Source organism: Methylotenera sp. (genome assembly GCF_029946165.1).
Lineage (GTDB): Bacteria > Pseudomonadota > Gammaproteobacteria > Burkholderiales > Methylophilaceae > Methylotenera.
On the sequence record NZ_JAQSDZ010000011.1, the window covers coordinates 17,210 to 34,044 of the forward strand.

The 16,835-nt window shown below is 46.2% G+C and carries 15 protein-coding genes; 9 read left to right on the plus strand and 6 right to left on the minus strand.

Annotated elements, in window-relative coordinates:
• Positions 1–29 precede the first annotated feature (29 nt).
• Together msrA and msrB are read right to left on the minus strand one after the other, a co-directional pair.
• Complete coding sequence (msrA, locus tag PSV17_RS07620; protein ID WP_300481202.1) at positions 30–671, minus strand: peptide-methionine (S)-S-oxide reductase MsrA; 642 nt, start codon at positions 669–671, stop codon at positions 30–32.
• The gene (gene msrB / locus PSV17_RS07625; RefSeq protein ID WP_300481204.1) at positions 668–1,183 is read right to left on the minus strand and encodes a peptide-methionine (R)-S-oxide reductase MsrB; all 516 of its coding nucleotides are present in this window, start codon (positions 1,181–1,183) and stop codon (positions 668–670) included. Before msrB ends, msrA begins: the two co-directional genes overlap by 4 nt.
• Positions 1,184–1,486: 303 nt before the next feature.
• On the opposite strand from msrB, the gene PSV17_RS07630 reads away from it, so the two are divergent.
• A complete protein-coding gene (locus tag PSV17_RS07630; protein ID WP_300481207.1) occupies positions 1,487–3,022 on the plus strand; it encodes a SulP family inorganic anion transporter in 1,536 nt (511 codons plus the stop codon).
• A 416-nt stretch (positions 3,023–3,438) separates the two neighbouring features.
• Here PSV17_RS07630 and PSV17_RS07635 read toward each other — a convergent pair whose 3' ends face one another.
• Positions 3,439–3,672: a sulfurtransferase TusA family protein gene (locus PSV17_RS07635; RefSeq protein ID WP_300481209.1), complete on the minus strand. Its 234-nt coding sequence runs from the start codon at positions 3,670–3,672 to the stop codon at positions 3,439–3,441.
• 184 nt (positions 3,673–3,856) lie between these two features.
• Here PSV17_RS07635 and pal point away from each other — a divergent pair, with 184 nt between their 5' ends.
• From pal to PSV17_RS07650, 3 genes are all read left to right on the plus strand, one after another.
• Positions 3,857–4,405, plus strand: a complete 549-nt coding sequence (pal, locus tag PSV17_RS07640; protein ID WP_300481211.1) for a peptidoglycan-associated lipoprotein Pal — start codon at positions 3,857–3,859, stop codon at positions 4,403–4,405.
• 48 nt (positions 4,406–4,453) lie between these two features.
• Positions 4,454–5,770, plus strand: a complete 1,317-nt coding sequence (locus tag PSV17_RS07645) for a chloride channel protein (RefSeq protein WP_300481214.1) — start codon at positions 4,454–4,456, stop codon at positions 5,768–5,770.
• Positions 5,771–5,990: 220 nt separating this feature from the next.
• Positions 5,991–6,470, plus strand: a complete 480-nt coding sequence (locus PSV17_RS07650) for a MarR family transcriptional regulator (protein WP_300481215.1) — start codon at positions 5,991–5,993, stop codon at positions 6,468–6,470.
• 379 nt (positions 6,471–6,849) lie between these two features.
• On the opposite strand, the gene PSV17_RS07655 is transcribed toward PSV17_RS07650, so the two are convergent.
• The 3 genes from PSV17_RS07655 to PSV17_RS07665 all read right to left on the minus strand — a co-directional run bounded on the left by PSV17_RS07655 (position 6,850) and on the right by PSV17_RS07665 (position 11,916).
• On the minus strand, positions 6,850–9,585 hold the full coding sequence (locus tag PSV17_RS07655) for a glucosidase (protein WP_300481216.1): 2,736 nt from the start codon (positions 9,583–9,585) through the stop codon (positions 6,850–6,852).
• On the minus strand, positions 9,586–11,634 hold the full coding sequence (locus tag PSV17_RS07660) for an amylo-alpha-1,6-glucosidase (protein ID WP_300481218.1): 2,049 nt from the start codon (positions 11,632–11,634) through the stop codon (positions 9,586–9,588).
• 78 nt (positions 11,635–11,712) lie between these two features.
• Positions 11,713–11,916 carry a DUF2934 domain-containing protein gene (locus tag PSV17_RS07665; protein ID WP_300481220.1) on the minus strand — a complete coding sequence of 68 codons (204 nt, stop codon included), beginning with the start codon at positions 11,914–11,916 and terminating at the stop codon, positions 11,713–11,715.
• Positions 11,917–12,159: 243 nt separating this feature from the next.
• On the opposite strand from PSV17_RS07665, the gene PSV17_RS07670 reads away from it, so the two are divergent.
• From PSV17_RS07670 to ovoA, 5 genes are all read left to right on the plus strand, one after another.
• Complete coding sequence (locus PSV17_RS07670) at positions 12,160–12,375, plus strand: hypothetical protein (RefSeq protein ID WP_300481224.1); 216 nt, start codon at positions 12,160–12,162, stop codon at positions 12,373–12,375.
• Between the two features lie 240 nt (positions 12,376–12,615).
• Positions 12,616–12,999 carry a thioredoxin family protein gene (locus PSV17_RS07675; protein ID WP_300481226.1) on the plus strand — a complete coding sequence of 128 codons (384 nt, stop codon included), beginning with the start codon at positions 12,616–12,618 and terminating at the stop codon, positions 12,997–12,999.
• Between the two features lie 9 nt (positions 13,000–13,008).
• Complete coding sequence (locus PSV17_RS07680; protein ID WP_300481228.1) at positions 13,009–13,752, plus strand: cytochrome c biogenesis CcdA family protein; 744 nt, start codon at positions 13,009–13,011, stop codon at positions 13,750–13,752.
• Positions 13,753–14,007: 255 nt separating this feature from the next.
• On the plus strand, positions 14,008–14,604 hold the full coding sequence (locus tag PSV17_RS07685; RefSeq protein WP_300481231.1) for a PP2C family protein-serine/threonine phosphatase: 597 nt from the start codon (positions 14,008–14,010) through the stop codon (positions 14,602–14,604).
• A 2-nt stretch (positions 14,605–14,606) separates the two neighbouring features.
• The gene (gene ovoA, locus PSV17_RS07690) at positions 14,607–16,712 is read left to right on the plus strand and encodes a 5-histidylcysteine sulfoxide synthase (protein WP_300481234.1); all 2,106 of its coding nucleotides are present in this window, start codon (positions 14,607–14,609) and stop codon (positions 16,710–16,712) included.
• Positions 16,713–16,835: the final 123 nt, after the last annotated feature.

Below are 16,835 nucleotides of genomic sequence, written 5' to 3' on the forward strand. Positions count from 1 at the left end.
AAAACTTACAAAATTAAAAACAGTAGTGCCTAATTGCCACCCCAAACGTCATGCACACGTGCATCCCTGCCACAACCTTTGCGATAGTAGGCATAGCGAATCGGATTTTTTTTGTAGTAATCCTGATGATATTCCTCGGCGGGGTAAAATTCGGTAGCCGCAATAATTTCAGTATAGATTTTTGACAACTTGCCACTTTTTAATAATGCATCACGGCTGGATTCTGACACTTGATGTTCACCCTCGCTCTGCCAATAAATACCCGTGCGATACTGTGTGCCAACATCACAAAATTGCCGATCTTTCACTGTCGGGTCAATGTGGTGCCAAAAATAATCAACTAATTGCGCATAACTTACTTTGGCTGGATCGTAAGTCACGCGCACTGCCTCGGCGTGCCCAGTCCAACCAGCGCTTACTTGCTCGTAGGTGGGATTAACGACCTTGCCGGCAGTGAAGCCGGACTCGGCGCCAATCACACCTGGCAGTTTTTCAAAATCCGCCTCTACGCACCAGTAACACCCTCCAGCAAAAATTGCTGTGGCAGTGTGGCTAGATGCCGATGCCGACAATGGGGCTTGCTCTGCCGCGAGCGCTGTCATGCTTAACGCTACCGTCAAGTATGTGAAAATGGTTAGGGCTAATTTGATTAATATGGGCTTCGTTTTCATGTCCGTAACTCCGGTAATTTTTCGGTGCTGGGCACAAATTGAAGCGCTAGACCATTATTGCAATAACGCAGCCCAGTCGGTTTGGGCCCATCATTAAACACATGGTCTTGATGGCCGCCACAGCGGGCGCAATGATATTCAGTACGCAGCCAAACCAGCTTCAAATCCGTTTTTGTTAACAATGCATTCGGGAGGTGATCGAAAAAGCTTGGCCAGCCTGTGCCGCTGTCAAATTTCTTCGCGCTATCAAACAATGGCAGGTGGCATGCGGCGCAAATAAATGTGCCAACGCGCTTTTCATGGTTAAGCGGGCTGGAGCCTGAACGCTCGGTATCTTCCTCAAACAGCACGCCATAACGGTCAGCAGGCAACAAGGTTTTCCACTCTAATTTGGATTTTAATAATAGCTTCACGATATTGGCTGCATTAGCAAAAACAGTTAAAAGATTGCTAACCAGCAATCCTGTTGTACCAAATAAAAATGTACGACGAAGAAATTGACGGCGGTCCATAATATGCTCCCCACAGTTTCTGTGACATCGCAACCATCGTTATAGTTTCGCAAGAATCACTTGCGTTTATTAAACTCACAATGATGCGCTATGCAGCCAATAAAAATTGGCCTCATAAATGTTATAATGAACGCATTACTTAAATCAATTCAGCCTTATACCAATGTAATTTCTCTGCCTCACTTCATTCAATCTGCTCTGCAAATTTAGTCAAGCAGGTACATATTCATCTTAAAAAAGTCGTTATTGCGTCTCATAGCCAGCATAGGCAGGCAGCGATTTTATCGTATTGGGGAAACACGTTTGTCTACAATCAATCTTAAAGCAGTCAATCTGCAAGAAATAAAAACAAATTTATTAAGTGGCTTAACTGTTGCATTAGCGATGGTGCCAGAAGCGATTGCCTTCGCACTGATTGCTCACGTTTCACCGCTCACTGGTTTATATGCAGCAGTTATTGTTGCATTTATTACATCAACCTTTGGTGGTCGTCCAGGCATGATTTCTGGCGCCACTGGGGCACTCGCTGTAGTGATGGTGGCTTTAGTGGTTCAGCATGGCGTTGAGTACCTTTTCGCTACCGTCGTGCTGATGGGCATGCTGCAAATGCTGTTTGCCGTAGCAAAATTGGGCAAGTTTATTCGGATGGTGCCTCATCCCGTCATGTTGGGTTTTGTGAATGGTCTGGCTATTGTTATCTTCTTGGCGCAGTTCGGTCATTTTAAAACAGTCGCAGCAGATGGCACGACAGCATGGATGAGCGGTGAACCCCTTTTTATTATGGCGGCATTGATTGCACTCACCGTCGCTATCATCTATCTATTACCTAGAATCACAAAGGCTATTCCTTCAACACTTGCGGCTATCATGGTGGTGTCATTCGGTGTTCCATTTTTAGGCATTGACACCAAAACAGTGGGAGATTTAGGCTCTATTGCTGGTGGTCTGCCAAGTTTCCATTTACCCGCTGTACCGTTCAATGTTGAAACATTCAGGATTATCTTTCCTTACGCATTAATTTTAGCAGCCATCGGTTTGATTGAAACCTTGCTTACGCTTAATCTGATTGATGATATGACCGATACTAGAGGCAAACCTAATCGTGAATCACTGGCACAAGGTGTTGCTAACGTTGTCACTGGCTTCTTTGGCGGCATGGGTGGTTGCGCCATGATTGGTCAAAGCATGATTAACGTAAATAACGGCGCACTTAAAAGACTATCAGGCATTGCAACTGCTATATTCCTACTTTCATTTATTCTGTTTGCATCCCATTGGATTGAAATGATTCCATTGGCGGCGCTGATTGGTGTGATGTTTGTGGTGGCAGAAAAAACCTTTGAATGGGGTAGTTTTAGATTGTTTGGCAAAGTGCCGAAATCAGATCTTTTTGTGGCTCTATTAGTAACCGTTACAACAGTCATTACAGATTTAGCCGTCGCCGTGATTGTAGGTGTCATTGTTGCCGCACTGGTATTTGCTTGGGAACATGCCAAACAAATCAGCGTAAATACCTTTGTAGATGAAAAAGGCTGGAAAGTATATGAGTTGCAGGGCAGCTTGTTTTTCGCATCTATTTCAGCATTTCAGAATCTGTTTTCACCGATCAACGACCCAGACGAAGTAGTGATTGACTTTAGAAATGCTCGCGTGGCGGATCACTCAGCACTAGTTGCCATAGATACGCTGGCTGTTAGGTATCACTCTCTAGGTAAAAAGCTACATTTGAAACACCTGAGCCAAGATTGCTTAGAGTTGCTAGAGAATGCTAAAGGTATGATTGAGGTAAACGTTATGGAAGACCCAAAATATCATATTGCCGATAATAAATTGGGGTAGTGAAGCTATTATTTGGCAGACTGATTAAGGAGTTATGAGCTTTAGTCAGCAATGCCATGTGTGCACCTATATGGATACTGTTAATCTTGGCAATTAGTTTTAGTAGCTCAGAGATTAATGATGCATTCAATACTGTGACTAAGATTCGAAGAGCAAGTGTCTCGCATTAACTTTGCAACACCCGAATATGAGCGTGACCTAGAGTCTAATAAACACGAATTTTTCGGACGAGCGGCCACCAGTCATAAAGAAATATTTGCAACGGTCGCTACATAGCAACCCATCCGACAATTGTCAGACTTTCTCGCGCTGTATTGAGGAAGGTGCTACTGTTGAGCTGTCCAATGGAATCTGTTGTTAACGGCAGATTTCAATATCTCTAATTTAGTGATGAAGAAGTTGTTACTCAATCAAAATTACAGCTTTTTAATATAAAAATTAAACAGGTCGTCAGATTTTGACTCTTTTAGCAACTCATAAGCGTTGTTTTTTACTAAAGTGCGCAAATTGTTAATAGTACCTTCTTTGTTAGTGACAACCTTCAATGTATACCCAGAAGTAAGAGTGTCTAGCACCTCTTTAGTTTTAATTGTTGGCACTGGGCAGTCATCTTGAGTTACGTCCAAGATCAAATCATAAGTAATGTTCATGAATACTCCTCCCTTAATATTAAGAAATCTATGAAACGAATCATGGTTAAATTAACCATGAAAATAATTATTAAAACGAAAGAGTTTTTCGTTAGTGCATCGAGCTATATGCTAAATATATTTGCATAAATACAATTTGTACAATTATAATTGTGTTTTAATTTTAATTAAAGGATGTATTACAATGAAATACAGATTGATTTTTGCATTAATCCCAGCGTTATTATCAGCTTGTGCAGGCACTAAGCTTCAACCGGACTCAGCACCAAAAGTTGCGGCACCAGTTCAGGCGCAGACTCAGCAGCCTGTTGCTGAATCACCATCGGTTAATGCTTCAACAGCGCCAATTGAGAATAAAAAAATTGCCGAAAATCCATTAAATGACCCAAGCAACATCTTATACAAACGCAGCGTATATTTTGCTTTTGATAAATTTGACATTAATCCAGAATTTAGATCGTTGATTGAGGCGCATGCGAAATATTTATCGGAGCATCCTAATGCTAGTGTTCGGTTAGAGGGTAATGCCGATGACCGAGGAAGCCGAGAGTACAATCTTTCATTAGGTCAGAAACGTGCAGTTGCAGTTAAAAATGCAATGAATATTTATGGTGTATCTGACAAACAGATCGAAACTGTGAGCTTTGGAGAAGAAAAACCCAAAGCATTGGGGGATGACGAAACTTCATGGGCAGAAAATCGTCGTGCTGATATCACTTATTCTGTGGAGTAATCTTTGTCCCTATTCGTTAGAATATGCTTCTAAGCAAAGTAAGAAATCATGCCAACTCTCAGTGATATTCTAGCTACATTTCAAACTTTTAAACTAACAAATCTTGATGCTTGGCGTGGTCGACTGATTGTCTGGACTGCAGCTGCAACAGCTGGATTAATCGTAGTGCTTTTTGCCAAAGCATCTGAGCACGCCATTGCCATGTTCTTTTTAATACAAAAATCATATTGGTGGGCTCCTATAGTATTAACACCACTTGCAGGCATGCTGATTGTTTGGATCACAAATCGTTGGTTTACGGGTGCAGGAGGGAGCGGTATTCCGCAAACCATAGCTGCACTGCATGTAGAAAACCAAAACACCCCACTTTCATCTTTTGTGTCCCTTAAGTTAGCCTTTGGCAAAGTTGTACTTGGCGTTGGTGCATTAGCTGCTGGGTTTTCTGCTGGAAGAGAAGGACCATCGGTTCAAGTAGGCGCAAGCATCATGCATGCCTTTCGTCGATTTTTACCTGTCGGATTTTCTGTACACCCTAAACATCTCATTTTAGCTGGCGGTGCAGCAGGCATCTCGGCTGCATTTAATACCCCGTTAGCGGGTGTGGTGTTTGCCATTGAAGAGTTGGGGCGACGCTTTGAGCAAAAGACAAATGGGGTTGTGATCACTGCAATTGTATTGGCCGGACTTGTATCAATCTCTATACAAGGTAACTATACCTATTTTGGGAATCTAGCTGTAGGGGTCGTTGATCGAGCTATTATCCTACCAGTCATTGTATGCGGAGTTGTTTGCGGACTATTTGGTGGTGTTTTTAGTAGAACATTGATTGAGTCATCAACTCGGCTAAAGGGACGCCTAGGAACATTTCGCCTACTGCATCCGCTATGGTGGGCTGGGTTTTGTGGCTTATTGGTTGCTATGCTAGGCGTAATCAGCGCTGGTGCTGCACACGGTTCTGGATATGCATACACTCAGGAGTTATTGAAAGGTGGTAGTGTCGATAGCTGGCAATATGCTCCTGTTAAATACCTAGCGACTATTTTTACCTACCTAAGCGGTATTCCTGGTGGGATATTTGCACCCTCATTGTCCATTGGTGCGGGTATAGGACATGACCTGCTACCTTTGTTTGGGCACAATCATTTACCAACTGCAATTATCGCGTTATGCATGGCAGGGTTTTTATCTGCGGCAACGCAAGCACCTCTAACATCATTCATTATCGTAATGGAAATGATTGATGGGCATGAGATGGTGATTAGTTTAATGGCAGTGACCATGATTGCTTCATTAACAGCGAGAATATTTAGCCCCCCGCTTTATGCAACGCTTGCTGATATTCAATTAACGCGAGTTACAAACTAAAGACAAAGTAATATTTTGCTAGTTAAGCAAATATTGACAGAAAAATACATTTGTACAATAATTACTACCCAGTGAGTCGTGTCACTAGAATCTAAAGGTTTAAATTAGTATCGCGTGTATAAAGCCCTTCCATGGGGCTTTATACACGCTTTCTTTTTGCTGGCAGTCACTTTTATCTTTGTCACTTGTCAGGTTAGCAGAATCAAGCAATAATCTTGCTATGATTACTTTAAACAATTCAAAATCAGCACTAGATACCTTGGCACTTTTTCGTATTGTATTTAAGTCCGCCAATCGGCATTTCCATGAAATCGAGAAGAAAGCCGGAGTAGGAGGCGCATCTCTGTGGGCGCTTGCGGAAATTGCCGAGTCTGAAAAATTAACAGTATCTGGTTTGGCTAAAGCAATGGCAGTGCATCAGTCTACAGCAAGCAATTTGATGGAAAAGCTCGAATCCAGTGGTTACGTTTTGAGAACAAGAAGCACAGAAGATCGGCGCGTTGTATATCTTGAAATAACACCAAAAGGACAAGCCGCTTTAGAAAAATCCCCACCCCCATACCGTGGAATATTGCCAGATGCACTCATGAGGCTCGATCCAATTACTCTTGAAGAGCTCAATCAAAATCTCACTAAGCTAGTTACATCTCTAGAACATAAACAAGTTAATGCGGGGTATGAGCCATTAGGTGGAGAATAGTAATATAGATTCAGCATAGGCTACATACTACATTTCCATTAATACAATCTCACTTAAAATATCTTTAGAATTAAGTTTTAAGGAAGAGGTTGTAAACAGTTTCTTTTCATACTTTCGCCATGATGAAATAACATATTCATTTACGTCTTCAAGTAAAAAGTATGTCGAAGTTTTTTCTGAGCAATTTTCCTACGTCAGCAGATGAGGCCCTTGAGACGGTCGCTAATCTCAATATGACGAATTCTGAATGGCTACTAAGTGTAATTATAGGTGGCCTTTTTGAAGGATTATGAGTGGCTTTTTTAGGAGATAATACACAACCCTTACAATTTCTTGCAACCATATTGCCAAGTGTAATCGTGCTGCCTATCAATATCGCTTAATCGCCCTTTTGTTGTCTCATTAGAAGTAAATTTGCAACTAGCCCTGTCCAGCCAGTTTGGTGAGAGGCACCCAGTCCCTGTCCCGTTTCACCATGGTAATACTCATTAAACTGCAATAAATTTTGCCAGTGCGGGTCTGATTGAAATGGACTATCAGTGGTGAAAGCCGCAATATTGCCACCTGTGTCACGCTGAAAGACGCCAGCGATACGGTCGGCCAGCAAACAGGAAACTTCGTGCAGCGTCATCTCACGATTATCCAGGTACGGCACTTCAACTTTGAAATTTTCGCCCATGTAATGGTGGAACTTCATCATGGTTTCAATCAAAAGATAATTGACAGGCATCCATACTGGCCCGCGCCAGTTAGAGTTGCCGCCAAATAACCCTGTGTTGGATTCGCCTGGCAGGTATTCAATCAGCGCGCGACCGATGGCTGGAAGCCAGCCTAAATCATGATGCATAGTATGGATGCGACTCACGCTGCGGATGCCGTGTGGTGAGAGAAACTCATTTTCATTCATTAAGTGCTTGAGCACTGGCGGCAGCATGAGGTGGTTTGCCAGCGATAACAGATGCTCGCCGCGCTCGTTGGTGTGGGCAGGGCAGGCGCAAATGGTGTGTCCGTCGAACATGCCGCCCATGTGCGCCATTAGCATTTTTTCAAATCTGGGTGAGGTTTTTAGTAAACGTGGTTCAACCACTTCGCAAGCGAACAGTGGAATAATTCCCACCATGGAAAACACATCAATGCGATGACGACTACCATCTGGCGTAATCAGAATATCCTTAAAGAAACCGTCATCGCTATCCCATAGTGAAGGGCTGCCATCTACATTGCCTGCCATGACATTGGCCATACTCAAAAACTGGCTGTAGCACTGCAGGGCAATATCTTCATAATCTGGCTCTTCAGTCGCTAACTCCAGCGCAATCATAGTCATGTTAAGGGCAAACATCGCCACCCAGCCAGTAGCATCAGCCTGTTTCAATCGGTAGCCTTCTGGTAGGGGCTGCGAGCGGTCATATACCGAGATGTTATCCAGACCCAGAAAACCACCTTCAAACACGCCATTGCCATCGGCATCCTTAGCATTGAGCCACCAGGTGTAGTTAAGCAAAAGCTTATGCATGGCGCGACGTAAAAATCCCAGGTCGCCATGGCCACGCTGCTCACGTTCCATGCGAAACACTTTGAGTACAGCCATGGCATGCACCGGTGGATTAACATCACCAAAGGCCCATTCATAGGCTGGTATCTGGCCATTGGGGTGCAGGGTGTCTTCACGTAACAGAATTTCGAGCTGCTGCTTGGCGAAGTCAATATCTACCAAAGCCAAAGGTATGGTATGAAATGCCAAGTCCCAAGCGGCAAACCAAGGAAACTCCCAACTATCGGGGACAGACATCACGTCTGCGGCATGAAAATGTCGCCACTGACGGTTGCGACCAGTTTTGCGAGATTCAGGTGGTTGGACAATATCGCCGTCCAGCCAGCGTGCCACATCAAAATGATAGAACTGTTTATTCCAAATCATGCCAGCCAGAGCTTGGCGCAAAATATTACGCGCCTCATCGCTTGCAGTCTCTGCTGGCAGCAGGCTACGGTAAAACGCATTCGCTTCGACCTCACGTTGATTAAACACTTCAGCCGTCACGGAGAACGGCCCATTGAGGGCCTTGTCTGACAACACCAATTCCAACGTAACCGACTGATGAGCTTCTACCATATGTGTATGCCAAGCGGCGAACTTGGTGCCAGTGTGTGCTGGATTGACTGCTTGCTCATCACCATGCACCACGCGGTGATGAAAGGCGTTTTTTACATATGGCGCACGATTGGGCTGCCCCCAAAGCGCCTGTGTGTTGCTATCGTTCTCGGTAAACAAAGGTTGTGCGACTTCACGTCCGTAGCAATAGTATTCTCCTAATCCATCAACCACTGCGCGCACTGCCCATGCTGCGCCCAAAGGGGTTTTACCAAGCATCAACTCAGGCTTGCCTTCTGCGCCCTCACCCCAGCCCCAAGTATTTCTACACCACAAGGTGGGCAACAGATGCAGCACAGCGGCTTCCGCCCCACGATTGCTTGCTGTGATGCGGACATGTATTTGACCAACATCTGCTTTAGCGTAAGCCACTTCAATATCCCAATAGTGATTATCTGCAAAAGCGCCCGTGTCTATTAAATTATAAGGAGGATCATCACGTGTGCGACGTGCGTTCTCTTCTACCAGCTGGCTGTAGGGAAAAGCACGCTGCGGATATTTGTAGTGGTAGCGCAAGAAGCTGTGGCTAGGCGTAGCGTCAAGGTAAAAATAGGCTTCTTTTACATCTTCACCATGGTTGCCCTGATTACCGGTGAGACCAAACGCACGCTCTTTCAAAATAGGGTCAACGCCGTTCCACAAGGTAAGCGCAAAGCATAACCGTTGCTGCTCGTCACAAATGCCGCCCAAGCCATCTTCACTCCAGCGATAAGCGCGAGCACGTGATTGGTCATGGCTAAAATGCTCCCACGCCGTGCCGTCAGCACTATAATCTTCACGCACCGTACCCCACGCACGTTCGGCCAGATATGGCCCCCACAAGCGCCAGTTTTCCTGGCCTTGGCGTTGCGCTTCCAGGCGCTGCCGTTCGGTAGCCGCAAGGTCACCGTGAAATAGATGTTGAGCAAACATACCTACCTTTCCGAGCAAGCTTGTATCAGGCTTATTTTTAGCAGCATCCATTTATTTTCCCCCTTGATGATTGACGCGTAAGGCATGTTGCAATTTCCACCAGGCCTCCAGTGTGCAAGCCACCGACCAAGCCTGTGCAGGACAGCCACGTGGTGTGTGCGGCGCATCCCCATCAAAAATCTCGCTAACTGTGCCCAGCCCTGCATCATTAAGATGTTCCTGCATAGGTTCTAAGCGTAAAAGGGCTTGATTTGCATCGCCACTCACGCGATATTCGGCAAGTGCGTAATGGCCAAGCAACCAAGCCCACACGGTGCCTTGATGATAGGCGCTATCGCGCGCCCAAACATCGCCTTCATAATAAGGGCGATATTCCGGATGGTTAGGATCTAGCGTGCGTAAACCAAAAGACGTTAATAGATGACTGGCGCATATTTCTACTATGTGGCATTGAGCACTTGCATCTAAAGGACTGAAATGCAAACTTACGGCAAAAATCTGGTTTGGTCGAATCCGACCATCATTGCCTTCCGGGCCATCTAAAACATCATGAAGACATTCATGCTCTACGTTGATGAAGCGCTGAAAACCTTTTTTGGTATGCGCTGCCATCGCAGCATAGGTGGCAGATTCTTCTTGATGCCCTAGGCATTGTGCAAACTGCGCCATGGTCATCAGTGCGTTATACCAAAGCGCATTCACTTCCACAGGCTTGCCAATGCGTGGCGTGATAACGGTATCACCTACTTTGGCATCCATCCAGGTGAGTTGCACACCCGCTTCGCCTGCGTAAATCAGGCCATCTGTCTCATCCATCTTGATGTTGTAACGTGTACCATCGCGATAGTACTGGATAATCTCCTGCAATTTAGGCCAGGCATCCATGAGCAACTGACGTTCATTGTGAATTTCCACATAAGCGCGCCAGGCTTCGATGTACCATAGCGCAGCGTCCACGGTGTTGTATTGTGGGGTATCATTATCCCTAGGAAAATAATTGGGCAGCATGCCGCAATTCACCAAGGGCAGATAACTGCTCAAAAGACGGCGTGCCTGAGCATAGCGCCCAGTTGCCAATAGCAAACCTGGCAGGGAAATCATCGTGTCGCGACCCCATTCCCCAAACCATGGGTAACCCGCAATGATGGCAGTGCGCTCCTGTGTATTGTTAATGGCAATATTCACAACAAAGCTATCAGCCGCCATGACCAGTTGATTAATCCAGCGTGGCACATCGGCAAGTTCAGGTACAATATACTTTGGCTGTGTGAGCAACATTTTTTCATGCGCAACAAAGCGATCCATGGCCTCCATCACATAAGGCGATGCATCTTCTACCAGTGAAGCCACCATACCCATCCAATTGCCTGCATGCAATGGAAACGTAATGTGCCCAACACACAACTGACTATCACGGTCTGCTAAGCCGCGTTCACGCTCTCTGGGCAAATCAAAATCCAGCACCCAATAGTTTGCTGCTTCAACTTGCCCACAACGGGAGTTAAAATGTAGCGTATATAAATCATCTTGTTTTACGTCCAGCTCATTTTCATAAACAGTTATTTCAGGTGTGCATTGATCGGTCTGCGTGTTGCCGTGATGGTCACGCACATTGACCAACAGGCGCGTCCTTAAATACACTTCACGATCTTCAGGATTATCCAGTAAACGCCAAGCCATATAGGAACTTGGTTTTCCAGGCTCCATCCAGATACGCGCCTCAATCAAAAGCCCTTCAAAAGAGTAGCGCCATACGGGCATGCGACCATCCATATGAAATGACTCAATATTTAAATGGCCACGCGGTTCAATCGCACCACTCCCCCAACGATTCGTATTGAGGGGAATAACGCGATCACCATCAAGCAATTCTGCATCAACTTTTGCAAACAGCAAATGCCGCTGAAGCACACCATGATGAGGGCCGGTGAGCGGGGTTATTAACATGCCATGGTAACGTCTAGTCAGTGTGCCGGCCACGGTACCGCCAGCATAGCCGCCCAAACCATTGGCCAACCACCATTCTCGTCGCTCTGCTTGCTCCAGATTGTTGCAAACATCACGCCCCAAATGCACTAACTGTGGAAGTACGCAAGTCATGTTAATCTCCTATTTTGCATTAGTATTGAGATACAAGGAAAAACTGGTGGCTTTAAATAAAACCACCATGCGTCACATTTAAAGTGGTGACTGTGCCAAGACTAATGACTCTGCTTCAAGCCAGTCCTGCAACTCATAATCAGGTGAAAAACCACGTTTTTCTGCTAAATAGTAAGCTTCTTTGGCAATCAAATCCTGAATTGAAGCAGCCAAATCTTGAGCCTTGTTTTCATCAGATACATTTTCATCTTGTGTGTTTATTTGCGCTGCTTTGTCGTCCATTTTCATTCTCCTGAAATTGTGTGATTTCTAAATTTTAACTAGGAAATACAGTTTAACCATTGCTCTGCATCACCTTAATGGGTAGTCGTAGCATCACTGGTTTTATTACGGAAATTTACAAAATATATTTCATGCCATCAGCGTAATCATTTTGAGTTGAAATCGACTATTCATTACGGGGAGCAACAATGCAACACCCCAAGAATCCCGAAAGGGTAATTTTACAAACGATAGGAGAATATCATGTTAAGGTTACAGAAAAATTTAAGTACATCAGCTGGATTACTATGCTTAGCTCTGGCTTTCACAAATACTACAATGGCAGCAGATTTAGGTTCTGGTGGCTATAACCGCAAAGTAGAAACGATTACTTTCGAGCAAAGCGCACCAGTATTAGTGACGCTACCAATTGCTCAGGGAGATTTTAACCGATGGTTAAATAAACAATCTGGTCAATAAGTATGCAGCACCTCAACTCTGCATGCTTCATCAAAATCAGGGCTGGTATTTCTAGCCCTGATTTACTTAAGTTATTCCATTAAAATTTAAGGCTGGTGATAACAGATAAGTTTCGCCACTTCATTTTTTAAATCCAACATCACGGAAATTCGAACATTTTGAATCTTCATAATATCTGGAAATGGTTGTAATAAAGTCGTTGAATTGACGACTAATCCTTTTAACTATTAAAAGGACCTCATGATGAAATCATTCTTGCGTTTTATATCCTTACTGTCCATATTGTTTGCCACAAGCGCGTTGGCAGAACCACAGACCTACTCTCAGTCCACATTTAACAAGTTGAACGCAACGGGAAAACCTATACTTGTAGAAGTGCATGCCGATTGGTGCTCAACCTGCCGGGCACAGGCATATGTTACTGATGCGCTGCTCAATGAAGCGCCTTATCGGAACATCACCGCACTACGTGTTGATTTCGATAACCAGAAAGACATTGTGAGAGCGTTGCACGTCTCCATACAAAGCACACTAATCATTTTTAAAAATGGTAAGGAAATTGCGCGCAGTCTTGGCGATACGACACATGATGGTGTCGAAAATCTGTTAAAAAAAGCGATCTAGGAGAGCACCATGATTGCTGAATTAGGGATTGCTGAATTAGGCACTTACGGACTTAGTGCCGCTGCAGGTACACTTTCTACGCTGTCGCCCTGTGTACTACCATTAATTCCCATCTTAATTGGCTCGTCACTGATGACGCACCGCTTTGGCCCTTACGCGCTGGCTACCGGATTGGCATTATCGTTTACTGTAGTTGGCGTATTGGTTATCAGCCTAGGATCCGCTATCGGGTTAGATCAAGACGTGATTCGCAACATGGGCGCAGCACTACTGATTCTTTTCGGCACATTGCTCCTTATGCCCGTACTTCAGGAACGCTTTGCATTAGCGGCTTCCAGACTCAGCGGCCCTGGGCAATCCCTGATGAGTCATGTTTCTGGAGACGGGCTATCAGGTCAGTTTGCACTTGGCATGCTGCTAGGGGTGGTATGGAGTCCATGCGTTGGGCCAACATTGGGAGCCACGATTACACTGGCAAGTCAAGGGCAAGACCTCGTACATGCCAGTTTGATGATGGCGCTGTTCGGGGTGGGCGCTGGAATACCGCTAATTCTGCTGGGCATGCTTTCACGTCAAGCAATGATGAAATTCAGGGATCGTATGTTGATCGCAGGCAAAGCCGGTAAAAAAGTTCTGGGCGGTCTATTGTTGGCGATGGGAGTGCTGATCATCACAGGAGCAGATAAAAATATTGAAACCTTAATTCTGCGAATTTTACCTGACTGGTTAACTCAACTTACCACCTCTATTTAATCACAAAGAGCAATCTACCAAAACAAAATTTGCTTTACATCAAGTCAGGGAAGTCAAATGAATAATCAATTACAAGAGTGGCTGGAACAGAAAAAATATGCCGCTCTAACCTTTATAAATCCGAAGCTGGAAACCTGCTCACAGATTGCGGGTAACAACGCCTTTGTCATAGATGGCTTTACAACACCAGGCCTAGGATGTCACATCCTATCTATACCACACCATGGGGCACTATCCGGGGGTGATATTCACTATGTGACCGTTTGCGGACATCAGATGAAAAGTAAATTTGTCCTGATTGATGCCAGAGGCCATGGCGAAGCGGCATCAAGGCTCTCGGCTCGACTGCTTGGGTCTATGGGTCGACTCGCGAGCCAACCTGACAACCAATCATTATTGGCTGAAATCAATGCATTAATCTACAATACTGATGACATTCCTGCACTGGCAACCGCAGCGGCTGGCACCTTCAACGATTTAGACGGCACCTGGACATATGCTTATGCAGGTCTACCCAACATGCTAATTCGACATAACGGCCTTTGGTCAGAACTACAGCCTGACGGTGATAAATCACTACCTTGCGGAATGATGAACGATAGCGGCTATTACCAAACGACCACGACATTACACCCAGGAGACTGGATCATGATGTATTCGGACGGAATACTAAGTACAGTCGAACGACACAAAGCCAAACATGATACTGCCAATTTGATAGAACTTGCCTCCTCAGTAGATGCCGAAACTACCGAACAGTTTTTTCCTGCCTTTGTCGAACGACTGGTGGAGGCCAATCAACGGGCTGATTTCGAGGATGACCTGACATTGATTTTAATTGAGCGAAAATAACGATGGTCGCACTATTTAACCGCACGCCAATGCTTAATGGCAAGGATATTGAGCATAAACGGCAAGAAATCCGTGACTATTTCCACGCCACCTGTGACCGTTACGAGCTGTTATTCAAAACACTCGTCAATGATGACGCTTTTTACCGCAAGCCCATCCCATTGCGTCACCCACTGATTTTTTACTACGGTCACACCGCAACTTTTTTCATTAACAAACTGGTGCTGGCAGGGTTACTTGATGCGCGCCTGAATCCCACATTTGAATCCATGTTTGCCATTGGCGTGGATGAAATGAGCTGGGACGACCTCAGCGATGCCAGCTACGACTGGCCCACCGTACAAGCGGTGCGCGACTATCGGGTTGAAGTGCAACGCGTGGTGGATGAACTGATCGGCAAGTTGCCACTTTCGTTACCCATCGACTGGGAAAGCTCATGGTGGCCCATCCTGATGGGCATCGAGCACGAGCGCATTCATCTTGAAACCTCTTCTGTGCTAATTCGGCAACATGCGTTGCAATACGTACGCACGCACCCAGCATGGCAGCCTTGTCGCAACAGCGGTACTGCGCCAGATAACGTATTAGTTTCCATTCCGGCGGTCACGGTGCAACTGGGAAAACAGAATGACCCAACTTACGGCTGGGATAACGAATATGGCCGACATGAAGCCGACATCCCCGCCTTCCAGGCTGCTCGCTACCTCACCAGCAACCGCGAATTCCTAACCTTTGTCGTGGTAGGCGGCTACGCCGAAGATAGCTTGTGGGAAGAGGAAGGCCGCGCCTGGAAAAACTACGCGCAAGCCAGTCACCCGACCTTCTGGCTGCGCGACAACAACGTCTGGAAACTGCGCCTGATGACAGAAGAAGTCGCCATGCCATGGGATTGGCCAGTAGAGGTGAACTACCACGAAGCTAAAGCGTTCTGCAACTGGATGCAACGACTAACTGGCCGTACTACGCGCCTGCCCACCGAAGATGAATGGGTTCGTCTGTACGATGTTTCTGGGTTGCAAGAGGTGCCCAACGACCAGTCAGCCAATGCTAATCTGCATCTCGACCGTTACGCATCACCCTGCCCTGTCACCGAGTTCCGCCACGGTGAGTTGTATGACGTGGCGGGCAACGTCTGGCAGTGGACAGAAACGCCCATTTACCCGTTCGATGGATACAAAGTGCATCCGCTGTACGACGATTTCACCACACCCACCTTCGACGACCGTCACAACCTGTTCAAGGGCGGCTCCTGGATTTCCTGTGGCAATGAAGCCTTGCGTAGTGCACGCTACGCCTTTCGCCGCCACTTCTTCCAGCATGCGGGATTCCGCTACGTGGTATCCGACACCCCCGTCACCACGCAAGCGTCCCATTATGAAACCGACAAGCTGCTATCGGAATATGCGGAATTCCATTACGGCGATACCTATTTCGATGCTCCTAACTTCCCGCACGCCTTGAGCGATATTGTAATCAACATCATGCAAAACAAGCCCGCTACAAGAGCACTCGATCTGGGCTGCGCTGCTGGGCGTGCCACCTTTGAACTGGCGCGGCACTTCGCACATGTTACTGGTATCGACTTCTCCGCCCGTTTCATTGGACTGGGCGTACAACTCGCCGAGCAAGGCGTGCTGCGCTACACTCTGGCCGACGAAGGCGAACTGGTAACCTATCACGAGCGTACGTTAGTCGAACTGGGGCTGGATAGCGTCCGCCACAAGGTTGAGTTCTGGCAGGGCGACGCCTGCAACCTCAAACCGCACTTTACTGGTTACGATCTTATTCTGGCAGCCAATCTGATCGACCGCCTGTACAGCCCGAAGAAATTTCTTGCTACGGTGCATGAGCGGCTCAATCCGGGTGGCTTGCTCATGATCACTTCGCCCTATACCTGGCTGAAAGAGCATACTCCACGTGAGGAATGGATCGGCGGCTTCAAACAGGCGGGAGAGAACTTTACCACGCTAGATGGGCTGAAGGCGATATTAGGTGCGCACTTCCGCTTGGTGAACGGCCCGTTGGAAGTACCTTTTGTCATCCGCGAAACTCGACACAAGTTCCAACACTCGCTGTCAGAAGTCACCATCTGGGAGAAAATTTCTTGAGGTTCAACTTCGACGATGACATTTCCCGTACCGGGACTGCCTCGCTGAAATACGATGGCAGTGCTGGTGTTTTCGGCACTGTCGATGTACTGCCTATGTGGGTCGCCGATATGGATTTCGCCA

Bases quoted from the DNA above. Each gene is read 5' to 3' on its own strand.
- PSV17_RS07660 (WP_300481218.1), bottom strand. From the start codon at position 11,634: ATGACTTGCGTACTTCCACAGTTAGTGCATTTGGGGCGTGATGTTTGC.
- msrA (WP_300481202.1), bottom strand. From the start codon at position 671: ATGAAAACGAAGCCCATATTAATCAAATTAGCCCTAACCATTTTCACA.
- msrB (WP_300481204.1), bottom strand. From the start codon at position 1,183: ATGGACCGCCGTCAATTTCTTCGTCGTACATTTTTATTTGGTACAACA.
- PSV17_RS07675 (WP_300481226.1), top strand. From the start codon at position 12,616: ATGATGAAATCATTCTTGCGTTTTATATCCTTACTGTCCATATTGTTT.
- PSV17_RS07655 (WP_300481216.1), bottom strand. From the start codon at position 9,585: ATGGATGCTGCTAAAAATAAGCCTGATACAAGCTTGCTCGGAAAGGTA.
- ovoA (WP_300481234.1), top strand. From the start codon at position 14,607: ATGGTCGCACTATTTAACCGCACGCCAATGCTTAATGGCAAGGATATT.
- PSV17_RS07670 (WP_300481224.1), top strand. From the start codon at position 12,160: ATGTTAAGGTTACAGAAAAATTTAAGTACATCAGCTGGATTACTATGC.
- PSV17_RS07645 (WP_300481214.1), top strand. From the start codon at position 4,454: ATGCCAACTCTCAGTGATATTCTAGCTACATTTCAAACTTTTAAACTA.
- PSV17_RS07680 (WP_300481228.1), top strand. From the start codon at position 13,009: ATGATTGCTGAATTAGGGATTGCTGAATTAGGCACTTACGGACTTAGT.
- PSV17_RS07635 (WP_300481209.1), bottom strand. From the start codon at position 3,672: ATGAACATTACTTATGATTTGATCTTGGACGTAACTCAAGATGACTGC.
- pal (WP_300481211.1), top strand. From the start codon at position 3,857: ATGAAATACAGATTGATTTTTGCATTAATCCCAGCGTTATTATCAGCT.
- PSV17_RS07665 (WP_300481220.1), bottom strand. From the start codon at position 11,916: ATGGACGACAAAGCAGCGCAAATAAACACACAAGATGAAAATGTATCT.
- PSV17_RS07650 (WP_300481215.1), top strand. From the start codon at position 5,991: ATGATTACTTTAAACAATTCAAAATCAGCACTAGATACCTTGGCACTT.